Raw genomic sequence first — 13,960 nt, 5'->3', positions numbered from 1 at the left:
CCGGAATGCGTAGCTCGCTTACGTCGCGATGTGGATCTCGACGTCGCCGTCGAAGCCGTTTTTCGTGGACGCTGCCGCCGGAAAGCCCGGCGGCAGCGGCGTCGCCCCTTGGACCGGATCGCCGACCTTGAGCCCTCTCGGCAGCGTGCCGCTGTGCGGCACCGTTGAGGTTGGCAGCGTAAAGGGGAGCGCCGCGTCCGCATGGAGCATGCGTGCCCGATTGCACCGCCTGGGTGGCCCGCTGGCGGACTTGGGCTTGCGTCAGGGTACTAGCCGGCTTGGCCAGTTTCACAGCGCGCCAGCTGAGTTTGATGAAGTTCGGCGCGTAGGCGTATAGCGCGGCATTCGAGACATTCGTCGTGAGCGGCGCGACCGAACATTGCAGCGGCCTTGGCAAATATCGCTGGGTCGTTGAGCGCACGCATGCCTGCCTGCATCCTTTCGCCGCCTCTGTATTCATTTCGAGCGCCGTGCCGACATTCACTGCGCGTTCCTCAAACTCGGTTGCTGCCTGATCTGCTGGAATACCCTCCGGCGCGCCGAGCAGCCTTTATGAAACCGTCTCTAAGCACTCTGATGCCAACTGTATTCTTGAATATTAGCATCAGAGTGTTAGGAATCGAAATAGGAGAATTATCTATCGATCGATTAATGTCGCCCCAGTTATTTATTTCGATGAAATAAATTCAGTAGATTGATTTGATATCAACCTCCGGGAAACTATGGCTCACGCCAATCAAATCATTGCGCCGACCTTCATCATCCTCCTTGATGGAGATTTTCTTAATTCTTGCCTCGCTACAAACGGCAAAAATTCCATCATGGGTTACACTTGTATCAACAATAAGTAAAGTCTCGACCGATGACAATGCCCCAGATTTAATCATGCCATCAAGAAAATCATCACCAATGTCAGCGCCAATTAATTTTAGCTCACTCGAGCAGGCAGAGGAAAATAAATTATTACCTATGCCAATTTGCAAAGATTTTGCATCATCCAACAATTCATGAAGCTTTCCAACAAACCCGCGATAGCCCCCTACCCCTTCAAGAAGTCCATCAGCCGAAAACTTCAAAAATCCAAAAAATGAATCGGCCGTATTTGCCTTATAGCTTTTAATCCTTCCGTTATCATGCCATTCATACGTCTCAGTGATATCCCCTCTCACTCTTTCATAAGATATCAAGTCCCCGCGTCCTCCCCAACAAATATCGACAATTGCCTCGCCATTGAGAAAAAAATATTCCTCGCAACAAAATCCGTTGTCGAATGAATACGCAACCCCACTAAACAGCCCACCATCATGCATTAAACGACCAACCTCTGATGCGTCGTCCGTCAATTCAATATGCGGCACATCATCCTGGATATCAAAATAAGGTGAGATATAGCGCTCCTTTATTTCACCACTCTCGACAACCCAAGGTAGGATGTTTTCATTTTCTCTTTTCTCATAGAGCACTCCGGAAAACGGCGCCCCTTCATAGAAAAAAAGAGTGCCAGTTTTTTGTATTACATCAGATGAAATGCGTTTCATGGAGTTGTTCTACCAGTAGTGGCGTTAATGGATGACGGAAGAATCCCGCTGCAGTTTTGACACGCAAGGAAAGGGCCGCCGGTCTCCCCCGACATTGACTTAGCCCCCAATTTATAAGTAGAAACGCTAATATCGCCAGCTTCAAGACGTTGACGTGCAGCACCCTCGCCATAACTCGCGTCAAGTTTATTATACAGGTCATTTGCCGCTCTAACTTCTGCATGCAACCCGGGAACCCCGTATACTTCGCCGATAGCCTGATTACTGGTTACGTAATCTCTGATTTGCGCTCTCGTCAGGCTGTTCAATGAACCACCATACGCCATATCAACCGCTTTCAAGAAAGCATCGGGATCGTGGACTTTATAATAAGTGACATTAGACTGGCCTCCTGGGGGGGTCTCAGTAGGTTTCGTCCCCGGAAAGTTCTTAAATTTCGCAGAAAGATTTACAAATGAATCGCTAATCACCTCAGCAGGGTGAGCCCCAGTAGTGTACGACCCAGCACGGGCGTACGCCGACTCTCTGTTTCGAGCCCCCTTTGAATATGCCTTCTGATCCTTACTAAGCCTCGCGTTAGCTTCTTCTTTGACCTGAGAGTCAAGTTTACTCTCAAACGCGCTCTTTCCTGTATCCTTTGACGCATGCCCACTACCTTGGTTCCCCGGCTCCCTTATCTCACCTGTTTCATCGGGCCTAGAATTTGAATTCCCCCTGAAGTTATTACGCCGCGAAGACTGAGATGGATTATTTATCGGAGACGACGGACCGTCAAGACCAATACTTTCTTCACTGCCTAAGAGGGAATTGCTTTCTACTGACCCAAATGTATATACATTTGGCGCCAGCGGATCTGGCGCTCCGACCGCTCCGACCGCTCCGACCGCTCCGGGCCCTTCTGCAATTTCTACTCCTGGCCCAGCAGCTAGAGTTAAGAGTAATGCTTCGCCATAATATTTGAAATTATATAGACCTTTATCCCATGTAGAAAGACCCTGATAATACTCTGCTTCCCTCCGCTCGTTCTCTTCGGCCTGGATAGTTGGATTCCATAGTGCTCTACGAATTCGCGAAGTACCTTTTTGACCTGGCGCCTCGGATTTTTCACCCCCGAAGTCGGGGTGTGAATTTATATCCCCATAAGTCGGATTGTTCCGCGATTCCTGATTTGCATGGCCAGTATTTTCCACATTATCAACAACTTCGACTCGGACCTGAGGCGAATTGCGACGCGGCACTCTCGCGGGATGGCTCTCAGATTGAATTTCCGAATGATCTTCAACATGAATTTCCGGGTTATTTTCAATTTTAACCCCCTGAGTTTCATGATGAATTTCAACCGGAGATTTCGGGGTATCGGGGTAAATTTGCGGTCTAACTCGGGGTCTAATTATAATCGGGTTACTCATAAATCCACAGATCCCATAAAAATTACAATAAAAGAGCAGCAATTCCGTCGATGCGGTCAATTAATTGCAAATCACGTGCGCTGCGCGCAAGTGCAGATCACGTTAATGTCGGGCGTGCCATATTTATGCATATTTTATATCGTTGAAAAACATTTACAGATGCGTGTATTCGTATACCTCGAAAAGATTGGCCGATTTCTGAGTGCCGTGCTTATAGGCTAAAAGCCATCGTCACACCATCTTTGATGCTCGCTTAATTCGACTCCATTTCACCTTTCGCGGCAATCGAGAAATTAATACATAATAATGCCCGCCCATGAATGGCAACAAAACAAAGGGTCAATTCAAAATTTGCATTTGAACTTGATTTAAGTCAACTCCGAGATTTGCATAACCAACTCCGACGCATGAATAATTTAACCCAACAAGCGAGAATGAATTTCCAGTTAATGAAGTGCTTGACCCGGTAACGCTAAATGAGCTATCGGTAGTCGATGAGTGAACTCCGGTTACGCTTGTTGATGTACCTACTGTCGATGCTGATGTACCGATTACACTGATTTCCGTCTCGGTGTTCGACACTGATGTCCCCGTAATATTTGTCGATGTACCAGTCACCGAGGCGCTGGTGCCAGTCATGTGGTTCGATACACCTGTATAGGATAGAGACACGCCCACAATGCTCTGCTCCTGACCAGTAACTGACGTATGTGTCCCAGTCAACGACGAAGAAATACCACACATGCTATTTGATACACCCGTGACTGATGTGCTAGAACCATGAACGGAAAAGTCTGCCCCCGTAAACTGCGTCGATACTCCGGTAAAGCCGGTTGAAATTCCGGTGAATGATGTGGAGACTCCAACGAATCCCGTTTCTACTCCGGTGAATGATGTGCTAACACCGGTATAGCTTGTACTTACACCGACACATGACGTATTGACGCCGGTGAAACTTGTTGAAACACCCGCGTAGCCGACCGAGACGCCCGTATATGAGACAGCAGTTCCTGTGTAACTTATGTTCGTACCGACGACGGAGGTATTGGTGCCCACTATCGATGTATTGAAATCCTGACCGACGGCGATCGAGCTGTTGCGCTCGACGGTCTGCTGCATGTCGCGCTCGGAGTGGAGCATCAGGCGTTCCGCGCCATATTGGTCGTCGAACGTGAGCTGGCTACCGTTCTGCGCCTGCCCCGCCTGCTTGATCGAACGCGACACCAGCCCCGTGTAGCGGGCATCCTTCGGCAAGTCATAGGGTGTCGGGTTCTCGCCGTTGTAGACGACCCCTGTCACCACCGGCCGGTCGAGATCGCCGTCCACATATGTCACCAGCACCTCCTGCCCAACCCGCGGCAATGCGAGCACGCCCCAACCCTTGCCAGCCCAGGCCTGTGACACCCGGATCCAGCACGATGCATCGGCTTCGACCGTCTTGTAGCGGTCCCAGTGGAAATGCACCTTGATCCGACCGAGCCTGTCGGTGTACACCTCCGACACCTGTGATCCCACCACCGTCGCACTCTGGATGCCGGGCACTTGCGGCCGCCTTGTCACGAGCGCCGGCCGGTACGGCTGGTTGTCCGCCAACGCGCGAAACTTCACCACGACGTTACGCCCCTGCGATGTGCTGTCCGGTCCGTCCTGGATAAACGACAGCTCGCTGCCGATCACGTAGTAGCGACGATTCCGGCTCACCGCCGGGTAACCACCCAGCGTGAATGCCTGACCAGTTCCCAAGGCGCGCGCGTTCGCCTCGCCGGTCAACACATGTGCCTCCGCCTGAAACGCCTCGAGTCTTAACCGCGCCAGACGCTCCCCAGTCTGTTCCTGCTGATACCCCGCCGCGTAGTCGTAGTATTCAAGCTGCACTCCCGACAGCGCCGGCTCCGGCGAAATCTGTGCATCACTGTCCAGACGGTTCGAGGGCGCCAGGTAGTTGAAATCGCGCAGCGCGACGTTGTTTGGCCGCACCCGACGGGTCTTCTGCAGCCGCTGCACCCCTTCGCGCCCCCAGATCGCCCGCGACTCCTCGCCGTCTGGCAGGTACCGCAACTGCCGATAAGGAAACGGCAGGTCCCTGAAGCGCTGCGTGTCGGACAGCACCACCACGTGCCGGAACAACTCGTGCTCAACCCAGAAGTAGATCCCTTCGTCTTCGAGCAGGCGTTTGACGAAATTCAGATCGGATTCCTGAAACTGCACACAGTATTCGCGCACGTCATACGCGCCTTCCAGCTCGAAGCGGTAATCAGTCCGCTGATGTCCCTGGAACACCTGCTCGACGATCTGCGGCACCGTCAGGTTCTGAAAGATCCGGCTGTTCTGGTTCTCCTCCAGGAACGACAGCCAGCTTTTCAGTTCCAGCGTGTAGGTATATTGACCACTCAGCTGCCCCGTGTCGTAGCCCCCAAACACGTAGGTGTTGAAGGTTCGTATCATTCCGTCGTCAAGGTCGATGTCGGCCGACACTAACCCGCCCAGCAGCGAGTCCAGATCTAGCTCCGGATCGCTGCTCAACAGGTCGAGGCGGTACGACGGCTCCTGCGAGAAATCCTCGCGAGCCGTAAAAGCCAGTGCGACTACCCTCGAGTCCAATACATCGCTGCGTAATTCGATCAGACGCATAAAATTCCTCGGATGACGGTCATTTTTTAGACGAATCTGGTTCTGCAATTACGTTAGGAAAATCCAAAGAGTTTTCTCCTATCGACACGCGCCTGCATGCTGCGCGATTCAGTCCCCCCGGGGCGGGGCGTATCCGCTCGATCTCGCTCCGGGTCATTGAGGCTTTACGTCCTGGCCTTCCTTTATCGTGCTTTTGTCGGACGAGCGCACAGAGTCGATCATCTTGCGCGTATGCGTCGTCGCCGACTGTACCGCCTCATCCGTCGCCGACCGCACGCCCTGGTTCACCTGCGTCTGCGCAGCGCTGGTCACTTGATCCGTGACCGACTGGATAAGCTGGCCGAATTGCGCATAGGCGCTCACTGACAACGTACCGAATAGGAGTCCAAAAAATATTCTCTTCATGATTGCGTATTCCTTTCAAATGATGCGGCGCGCCGTCCGTTGTCGCCGGCTACGCCCAGAAGACCTGACGCAGAACGCCAGACCTGCCAACTTTCGCGAGCCGCGCAGCGGCTCGCGTCCAAGCCGACTATTTTCCGGTTTTAAACGGCGCGAAGAAGTTGGACGGCATTTCCTGTGGGAAACCGACCGTGTTGGTAGGTCGCAGGTCATTCATGTTAACGTTGAAGTCGTAGGTCTTTTGCCGCTGCTGCGCGTCCTGGTGCGCGGCAACCTGCTTGTCGACCGACGCCTTGATGTTCACCATATGGTCCAGCATCTTGCCGCCGATCTGATGAACGCCGCCGATCACGTTGCTCGCGTTCTGCGACGATGCCACCGACATGTCAGGAATCGAGTCCATGAATGGCTGCGCCATCGAGCTTCCTGCGCTCTGTCCGTATTCATGTGCGCTGGTGCACGCAGCCAGGATTACCTTCGGATCAATCATCTGCTACTCCTTTTCAAGTTCGCGCCGGTTGGCGCATTGCGATACATGGCGTGCATCACGACGGACATCTGAACGACTGCAGGATGCCTGACCAGATCGGCGAAGGCGTCGTCAGCGCCTGCCACTCCAGCCGGACCGCCCCGATGCTCGTCTGATACAGCCTCTCGCGACGGTCGGCCGTCCCGCCCGCCGCCTGCCCCGCGTCGAAGAAGCGGAACAATGCCCAAGGTCCGTCGAACTGAATCGTGTTCAGCCGACCGTCGACCGATTTCAGCTGCAACTGGATCGCGAGCTTAGCGCTCTGCCCATTCCAGTCGATTCGCTGGGGAGAAGTCATCCCGTGCGCATAGTGCAGCGTCTGTCCGCCGACGATCAGCTGTGCTTCCGAAATCTGCGAATCCATGTCGACGAAGCGCAGCACGGTGGATACTCCCAGGCGCCCGGATTCGTCGAGCGTCGCGCCGCGGATGCGATCGGCCGTCTCGTACGACGACAGCACGCTCGGATTCACGAGGCCGAGATTCCCGCCGTTGGAACGCAGCTCCTTCCACGGCGTGCTCGACGTGTCGACGTAGGGCAAGAGGTGATCGCGGAAGTACGTCGCCATCAGTCCCTGGGCGCTGAACAGGCGCTCGAAATCCTCCACGCCCGCATCGACCCGCGCGCCGCGGCGGAACGGATAACGGCTCGTGAATCCGGTACTGCACACGGTGGATGTCGCGCCTGCCGCGCCGCGATTGAGCAGTGCGCCCGACTCGCGGGTCGTCATTGCGCTACCGTTGCCGATCAGGTCGAGCATGATGCCCCGCACCGGCTCGGGCTGACGCGCGGCGGTTTCCTTGAGCCGCGAGAATGCATCGTATTGCGCGGGCAGCACCTGCCCTGCCTGCAATGCACCGTTGACGAGCCCCAATTGCCGGTATAGCGGCTCGAACAGCCGGGAGAGCGGACTACTCGACTCCACGCCGCGATTGTTCAACTGCGCGGCCAGTTGCCGGATGGCCTGGAAGTGCTCCTCGACAACATGCTCCGGCAACAGCACGGTCCGATAGTGCTGGCCATTCAACTCGCCAACGATCTGGCGCCGTCCCTTTTCGAAACGAAATTTCTGACGATCGATCCAGCTGTCGATATTGCCTTCGTCGCTTGCGCCGGTGAGCGTCGCCTCGCGCGCCGCGAAGCGCAGCAGGCTCGCGAGCGGCGACTGCGAATCCATCATCGCCGCCGCCAACTGCGAAGCGTCGTCAAGGCCCGTAACGCTGCGCACCGTCACATCGTTGAGGAAGTTCTGCCAGGCGGTGATGTAGTCCTGCAGGAACTGCGCACGGGTGGCATCCGTGAGCTTCTGCACCAGCCCGTCGATCTGGAAGCTATTGCCGTGCAGCATCGTGTCGTGCAGCACCCAGCTATCCTCCTCGAGCGTCGCGCGCGCACTCTTCTCCAGACGCGGCAGGAACACGTCCGTGTAGCCGGCCCGCGTGAACCAGCCGGACACCGCAACGTCGGTCGCCGGGGTGTCGCTACGCATCCGCAGGCTCATCGCCGATGCGAAGCCGGCCGCGCGCGACAGCGAGGTGTCGTTGACCTGGGCCGGCAACCCCTGCGCGTGAATGTTCTGCAACACGCGCGTCACGATCGGAATCTGCTCGGCCCGGGCACGCGCCGAGCGCACCAGGTTCGCGTCCTCGGGCGTGCCCGGAAGCTTCGGCAGCTCGATCAGCGCGCGCACATGCGCCAGCAGCGCGCGCCGGTCGTCGTCGCCGTACTGCCCGCCGGACAGGCTGTCCCAGCGGCTGCTCAGCCAGCGCTCGACTTCGGTCGCGTTGCGCCGATCGGGCCGGCACAGCATCAAGTACACCTTGAGCGTCTGGTACACATCGCCGGGGGCGCCGTCCGACTGCGCGACCAGCACGCGCCGCACCTCGTTGTACAGCTCCGGCATCAGCATCTTCTGCAACTGCCGGTGGTAAGTGTCGCGCGCCGCATCGGCGACGAGTCCGTGCTCGAAGTACGGCGTCGCCATCCGCCGGCCGGCGTCTTGCGCCTGCGCCTGCGCGTAGTGCATCTGGCTCGCGACGTCGAGCAGCGGCGAGCCGTCGTCAGGGCCATACGACACCTGGGCCTGCGCCACGCGCTTCGCTTCGCTGAACTGCGCCCACACGTCGTCGAGATAGGTGCGCTCGGCGAAGTAGCTCCAGCCAAACCAGAGCACGAGACAGATCGCGAGGACCGGCAGCGCCGCCCAGCGCAGCGCGTGGCCAGCCCGGCTGCGCCACGATTGCGTGCCGCTCGGCCGCACGGCGTCGCGCTCGAGCGCAACCTGCCGGAACAGAGGCGTCCACAACGCGTCCATCGGCCAGGTCTGCACCGGTGGCCCGGCCGTCGCGCCGCCCGACTGCGCGACAGCCAGTTCCGCCATCGAGCCCATCCACACGCCGCGCAGCCGCGCGGCGGCATGGAGCTCGCCGGGCATGATCGCCATCTGCAGCCAGACGAGCAGCGCCTTGTGCAGCTGGCTAAGCGTCTCGACGAAGCGCAATTGCGCGTAATTCGCCGCGACCTCGGTCGCCGCCGGTGCGGAGAACAACACCTGCTGCTGGACGCGCTGCTGCAGGTGCTGCAACGCGCCATGCCAGCTCGCGCCGGCCGCCGCCGCGCCTTCGTCGCACGCCTGCTCGGGCAGGCAGAAGCCCACGCCACTCGCCCAGCGGCTGGCGTCCAGCAGCGACAGCATGGAGACCGCGCCGTCGAGCCGGTCGATCCCGTTCAACGCCACGTAGACTTGCGCCTGCTGCCCGAATACCTCGCGCATCTCCGTGAGCCGGCGATACACGACGTCGGCGAGACGCTTGCGGACCTCCAGCGGCGCATCGACCATCGACTCACTGTCGACGCACAGCACCACGCCGTTGACCGGCGCGCCCCCGCGCAGGCGACGCAGCCCGTGCAGCAGCTTTTTCCACGCGTCGAGCGACGTGTCGTCGATGCCATCACGCAAGTTCCAGCGGCCGCCGATATCGAACCACACCGCGTCGCTGGCGATGCGGAAATCGAAGTCGCCTCCACGGCTGTCGAGCGGTTCGATCGCGAGCCTCTGCGCCATGTCGGAGCCGCCCGCGTTCACCGCCTTCACCACCAGGCTCGTCTTGCCGCTCCCTTCCGCGCCGAGGACGACGTACCACGGCAGCGCGGCCCGATGCTGCCGGCTCAGCACGCCACCCCAGTGCTTCCAGCGGCTGCGCGGCTCGCGCAGCCAGCGGGCCTTCAATTGGCGGTCCAGGTCGCGCAGCCGCTCGTCGATGAAATCGGATCGCGCCTCCGGCTGCGACGTGCGCACCCGGCGCGGACTCATCGCAAGCCGTGCCCAGAGCCGCGCAAGCGTCGGCCACAGCCCCCACACGAGCACGGCTGCGACCAGGATTTCGCGCACCCAGACCGAGGCGAACGGACGGTAGATGCCCAGCGCAAACAAAGGGCCGACCCAGCAGATCAAGACTGCGATCAGAACCGCGACAAAGACCCGCAGACTGTTTCGTATCATTGCTTTTTGTCCTCGGTTGCATACGGCGACTGGCCGTCGGGTGCCGTCACGACGCCGTCCGGAAGCGCGGGCCGCGCGGCTGGGCCGACGCCCGGCGAATCGGCCGCATTCGGCGCGCGCCGGCCGCCCGCCGGGATTACCTTCCAAAGCACGTCCACCCGCCGGTTTCGCTCGTAGGCAGCGGGCGTCTGTGCCGCATCGATCGGCTGCGCGTCGCCGCGCCCCGAATAGTCGATGTTCCGCTTCACGGCGTTCTCGGGCGCCTGCGCACCGCCCGGCACCGCGGTCTTGCGCAGTTCCGCGGCGACGGTCCGCGCCCGCGCTTCCGACAGCGCCAGGTTGTCCGCGAACTCGTTCGTGCGGATCGGCTGCCGGTCGGTGTGGCCGATCACCTCTAGATCCCCCGGCCACGGCGCGAACGCCAACCCGAGCCGCTCGATGTTGCGCTCGAAATCGGCGCGCACCTGCGCCTTGCCCACGTCGAACGCGCCGTCGCTACGGAACACCAGCAGCCAGCCCTGCGGATGCTTGTACGCCGTGAGCCAGCCCTCGGACAACAGTTGCGGCAGCGGCGGCGGCAACGTTTCCGCGAGATTGATCGTGCGGGTCGGCGGCATCCATGCGGCCAGCGCGTTGCGCATCGGTCGACCCTGCGAGTCGAGCACCGCGCTCGCGATGCCGTAGGTCAGCAGCACGGCGCCTAGCGCGACCGCGCCCGCCCGCACCGGCGTCCACCACCGGCGACGCGGACGCGCCGGCGTGATCAACCCGGTGCCGAGCGGCTCGGGCGGTACGTGACGCCAGATGAGCGCGTGCAACTGCGAGCGCAGGTCCTTCAGCAGCACGTCGCCGCGGTCCAGCACGCGATAGCGGCCCCGCCAGCCGAGCGACAGGATCAGCTCGTAGAACGCCAGCAGGCCGACGGGCGGATCGCCCGCCTTCATCCAGCGCCCGAGATCGGCGAATGCGTCCTCGCCGCCCCACGCGTCGTCGTGGAACTCCACCAGCAGGCTGCGCTCGCCGTCGTAAAGCACCTGCGACGCGGCACGCGCAGCATCGCTGACGCTTTCGTCCAGATACGTGCACAGCAGGTACGACGCGTCGCGGATCTGCTCCCATTCGCAACCGGAACTGGCGAGCCGTTCCCGGTAGAGCCTCGCTTCTAGGCCGAGCTGCGTGCGTACCGCGGACTGGTCGAGCGGCCCGTCCGCAAGATGCCGCCGCAATTGCAGGATCGCGGGCAGCGCGTGCGACACGAACGGGTTGCTCCAGCTCGCCGACTGCTGGCCGGCCTTCAGGATCGCGACCTGTTCGCCTTGCTGGCTGTAGACCACGGGCGACGACACCGTGCCGTCGCGCCGCGCGCGGGCGTTGCCCGCCGGCGCCGGGAACGGCAGCACCGCGTGGTCCTGTGCCGGCGGCGCAGGGGGACTGGCTTCGCCGACCGATGCGGCGCCGTCGGCCGATGCCGCATTGGCCAGCGACGACAGCGTCGGCGTTCGCGTCGCCAGATCGAGATTCGCCATCACCCGATCGAGCAGATCGGGGCTCGTTGACGCGCGCCGGATGGCAGAGGAAACGTTTCTGAGCAGGTTCATCGTGGATAGCGGTTCATATCGTGTGTCATGCCACCTTCCCGTCTCTCAAGCCCCATGCTTCGAAACGCAGGTCCGGAAAATCGCCGACGATGCGCAGCGCCATCGCCGAGCCGGCGAGCGTCTGCGTCCAGAACGGATCGGTCGATTCGACCTCGAAGTAGGTGCTTTGGGCGTAATAGGGAATCTGGCGCGGCGGGTTGGGCAGCGGGATCAGGCGGGCCCCCGGCAGTTGCAGGTCCACCAGCTTCTGGATCTGTTCGACCGCGCCGAGCTTGGTCTGCTGCGGCAGCAGCTGGCGCAGCTTGTCGGCCGGCATCGCGGCCGACACCGCGAACACGAGCTTCTTCAGGTTCCACTGCTTGTCGACCACGCAGATATGGACCTGGTCGCCGCGATCCTCGAATCGCAGCGGCAGCACCGGCGTCTCGATCACGCGCGCGAGCGCATGCCGCAAGGTGGCCGCGAGCGGCTCGAAGCTGCCTTGCAGGTCGTCGTGGCGGTAGCCGAAATCGCGCTCGGCCAGCTCCTCGTCGACGCCGGGCAGCACGCTCAGCCGCCCGAGCAGGCTGATCGCCGCGATACAGCAGCGCGGGCGGCAGCGGATCGAACGCATCGAGATGCGCGAGCCGCATCCGGTACTCGGCGATCGCCTGCCGCAGCAGCAGCTCGATCAGGTCCGCGATGCCCCCGCCCGCGGACAGCACCCGCTGCCCGGACGTATGCGCGAGGCGCACGCGCAGCGTGCTTTGCAGCTCGTCGATCAGCGAATTGAGCACGACGTGCGCGCGCGTGTCGAGCAGCGGCGGGATGAAGCGCGGATCGAGCAGCACCGTGCGGCTCGCGCTGCGCCCGGCCACGCGGGCGATCGGCAGCGCCGCTTCGTCCGAGCGCAGTTGCGACTTCCAGCACAGCCGCGTCGCCAGCCCGGTCTCGATCGTCAGGCTGCGCGGCGTGCCCGGCGCGTCGAGGCCGACCGCGAGATCGGGCACGTCGGTGGTCATCGCCCGGTAGCGCGACGACGACGCCACCTCGCCGAAGGCCATTTCCGGGCCGCCGCTGCGCGCGGCCTGGATCGCGAGGCACGCGATGTCGCCCGCCTGCGCCCGTTCGGTCTCGAGCGGCGCGGGCAGCGGGTCGTGCGACGGCAGCGAGAATGCAGTGCCGTCCTGGAACACGCCGCGCGCGCCGCGCAGCGCGAGCCGGCCGAGGCCGAGCCCGTCCTGGTCGACGTCGAGCAGCGTGAAGCCCCAGCCGTGATTCACGGTTTGCCCGAGCCGCGACGCGACCTGATGGGACAAGTGGCGCTCCAGTTGCTGAAAATGCTGCGTCTCGATCAGCATGCCGTCGCTCCACGCGACCGGTCCAACCGGCAGACTGCTCATTGCCTGTATCTCCTCGTGCCCGAGCCGTGGCGTCGGGCGGGTTTGTCGGTTGCGGCGTCGGGGTTCGGCGCGCTCGCGGCGACGGGCGCGTCGGGCGGCAGCGGCACCGCACCCGGCAACGACGCGTTGTAGATCCCGCTGCGATCGAGCCATACCGCGAGATGAATCACCCCGCTTCCGTCGATGCGCACGCGCAACGGCGCGTACTGGGCCGGGCGCTGTGCGTAGTCGGCGTCCGCGACGAGCCAGAGCTCGCCGCTGCGCGGCACGTCGATCCAGAACTGCAGCACCTGGTTCGGCGCGATCACATGACGCGACACGCTTTCCACCGTGCCCTCCTGATCCTTGCCGGCGCACGGCGCGTCGCCGTTCGTCATCGGCACCCAGTCGGCCGCGCGCACGATATACACGCACGACTGGATCGGCCGCGGCTCACCGCTCGCGCCGACGTTCAGGTGGCTCCCACCTACCAATGTCACATGCAGTTGGCGCGGCTCGACGTTCTTCGAGCCGAACGAGCAGCCCGCAAGGATGCCCAGCGCGAGCCACGAGAACAGGGTTCGAACGAACTTCATCAGCTAAGCGTCATCGTGACGGTCTGGGATGGCGCGACGGTCTGCCCGGCCGTGTTCTGGTTGTTGGGTAGATTGGTGTCGGTCAACCGGGTCTGCGGCGCACCCTGGATCATCACCTTGCCGGAGCCCGTCACATGGCGCGACGGGCCCGCGACCGTGCCCGACGCGGTGCCCCCCATCGAACCCGACTCGTCGCCGTGCGTGACCGGAATGATCGTGTTCAGGTTGTGAACCGGGCCGCCGCAATAGATGATGGTCGGGACGTTCGGCACGGCCTCGGACTGGTTTGCAATGTTCGGATACGACGCGGGGATCGCGAGCGGCGGCGTCTTGCAGACGTCCGAGCCCGCCATCGCCATTCCACCCGCAGAGCTATTGGCATACATGACAACCT

At 61.1% G+C, this 13,960-nt stretch carries 10 protein-coding genes and 2 pseudogenes; 1 reads left to right on the top strand and 11 read right to left on the bottom strand.

The annotated features are described in order from the left end of the window. Positions 1-18: 18 nt before the first annotated feature. Complete coding sequence (locus tag Bsp3421_RS00255) at positions 19-210, bottom strand: hypothetical protein (protein ID WP_273995086.1); 192 nt, start codon at positions 208-210, stop codon at positions 19-21. Positions 211-361: 151 nt separating this feature from the next. Between Bsp3421_RS00255 and Bsp3421_RS00250 the strand changes: the two are divergent. Then, positions 362-556: pseudogene (locus Bsp3421_RS00250) on the top strand (IS5/IS1182 family transposase); the annotation flags it as partial. 130 nt (positions 557-686) lie between these two features. Here Bsp3421_RS00250 and Bsp3421_RS00245 read toward each other — a convergent pair. The 10 genes and pseudogenes from Bsp3421_RS00245 to Bsp3421_RS00200 all read right to left on the bottom strand — a co-directional run bounded on the left by Bsp3421_RS00245 (position 687) and on the right by Bsp3421_RS00200 (position 13,952). Then, the gene (locus tag Bsp3421_RS00245; protein ID WP_273995085.1) at positions 687-1,538 is read right to left on the bottom strand and encodes a hypothetical protein; all 852 of its coding nucleotides are present in this window, start codon (positions 1,536-1,538) and stop codon (positions 687-689) included. After that, on the bottom strand, positions 1,535-3,007 hold the full coding sequence (locus tag Bsp3421_RS00240; protein ID WP_273995083.1) for a YwqJ-related putative deaminase: 1,473 nt from the start codon (positions 3,005-3,007) through the stop codon (positions 1,535-1,537). The genes Bsp3421_RS00245 and Bsp3421_RS00240 overlap by 4 nt, the downstream gene beginning before the upstream one ends. A 279-nt stretch (positions 3,008-3,286) precedes the next feature. Next, positions 3,287-5,578, bottom strand: a complete 2,292-nt coding sequence (locus tag Bsp3421_RS00235) for a type VI secretion system Vgr family protein (RefSeq protein WP_273995082.1) — start codon at positions 5,576-5,578, stop codon at positions 3,287-3,289. Between the two features lie 153 nt (positions 5,579-5,731). Beyond that, complete coding sequence (locus Bsp3421_RS00230; protein WP_273995081.1) at positions 5,732-5,983, bottom strand: hypothetical protein; 252 nt, start codon at positions 5,981-5,983, stop codon at positions 5,732-5,734. A 127-nt stretch (positions 5,984-6,110) separates the two neighbouring features. Further along, positions 6,111-6,470: a DUF6277 family protein gene (locus Bsp3421_RS00225; protein ID WP_273995080.1), complete on the bottom strand. Its 360-nt coding sequence runs from the start codon at positions 6,468-6,470 to the stop codon at positions 6,111-6,113. Between the two features lie 55 nt (positions 6,471-6,525). Then, complete coding sequence (tssM, locus tag Bsp3421_RS00220) at positions 6,526-10,011, bottom strand: type VI secretion system membrane subunit TssM (RefSeq protein WP_273995079.1); 3,486 nt, start codon at positions 10,009-10,011, stop codon at positions 6,526-6,528. Next, positions 10,008-11,552: a DotU/TssL family secretion system protein gene (locus Bsp3421_RS00215; protein WP_273995150.1), complete on the bottom strand. Its 1,545-nt coding sequence runs from the start codon at positions 11,550-11,552 to the stop codon at positions 10,008-10,010. The genes tssM and Bsp3421_RS00215 overlap by 4 nt, the downstream gene beginning before the upstream one ends. Positions 11,553-11,634: 82 nt before the next feature. Next, positions 11,635-12,991: pseudogene (gene tssK / locus Bsp3421_RS00210) on the bottom strand (type VI secretion system baseplate subunit TssK). Next, a complete protein-coding gene (locus Bsp3421_RS00205) occupies positions 12,988-13,566 on the bottom strand; it encodes a type VI secretion lipoprotein TssJ (RefSeq protein WP_273995078.1) in 579 nt (192 codons plus the stop codon). Before Bsp3421_RS00205 ends, tssK begins: the two are co-directional and overlap by 4 nt. Continuing rightward, the gene (locus tag Bsp3421_RS00200; RefSeq protein ID WP_273995076.1) at positions 13,566-13,952 is read right to left on the bottom strand and encodes a DUF4150 domain-containing protein; all 387 of its coding nucleotides are present in this window, start codon (positions 13,950-13,952) and stop codon (positions 13,566-13,568) included. The genes Bsp3421_RS00205 and Bsp3421_RS00200 overlap by 1 nt, the downstream gene beginning before the upstream one ends. Positions 13,953-13,960 lie beyond the last annotated feature (8 nt).

This window comes from Burkholderia sp. FERM BP-3421 (assembly GCF_028657905.1).
Classification (GTDB): domain Bacteria; phylum Pseudomonadota; class Gammaproteobacteria; order Burkholderiales; family Burkholderiaceae; genus Burkholderia.
The sequence above is the reverse complement of the archived record's forward strand: the minus strand, read 5'-3'. Positions and strand labels throughout refer to the sequence as shown.

What these genes read in the sequence shown, in the direction of transcription:
- Bsp3421_RS00225 (WP_273995080.1), bottom strand. Translation starts at nt 6,470, where the DNA reads ATGATTGATCCGAAGGTAATCCTGGCTGCGTGCACCAGCGCACATGAA.
- Bsp3421_RS00235 (WP_273995082.1), bottom strand. Translation starts at nt 5,578, where the DNA reads ATGCGTCTGATCGAATTACGCAGCGATGTATTGGACTCGAGGGTAGTC.
- tssM (WP_273995079.1), bottom strand. Translation starts at nt 10,011, where the DNA reads ATGATACGAAACAGTCTGCGGGTCTTTGTCGCGGTTCTGATCGCAGTC.
- Bsp3421_RS00255 (WP_273995086.1), bottom strand. Translation starts at nt 210, where the DNA reads ATGCTCCATGCGGACGCGGCGCTCCCCTTTACGCTGCCAACCTCAACG.
- Bsp3421_RS00200 (WP_273995076.1), bottom strand. Translation starts at nt 13,952, where the DNA reads ATGTATGCCAATAGCTCTGCGGGTGGAATGGCGATGGCGGGCTCGGAC.
- Bsp3421_RS00205 (WP_273995078.1), bottom strand. Translation starts at nt 13,566, where the DNA reads ATGAAGTTCGTTCGAACCCTGTTCTCGTGGCTCGCGCTGGGCATCCTT.
- Bsp3421_RS00245 (WP_273995085.1), bottom strand. Translation starts at nt 1,538, where the DNA reads ATGAAACGCATTTCATCTGATGTAATACAAAAAACTGGCACTCTTTTT.
- Bsp3421_RS00230 (WP_273995081.1), bottom strand. Translation starts at nt 5,983, where the DNA reads ATGAAGAGAATATTTTTTGGACTCCTATTCGGTACGTTGTCAGTGAGC.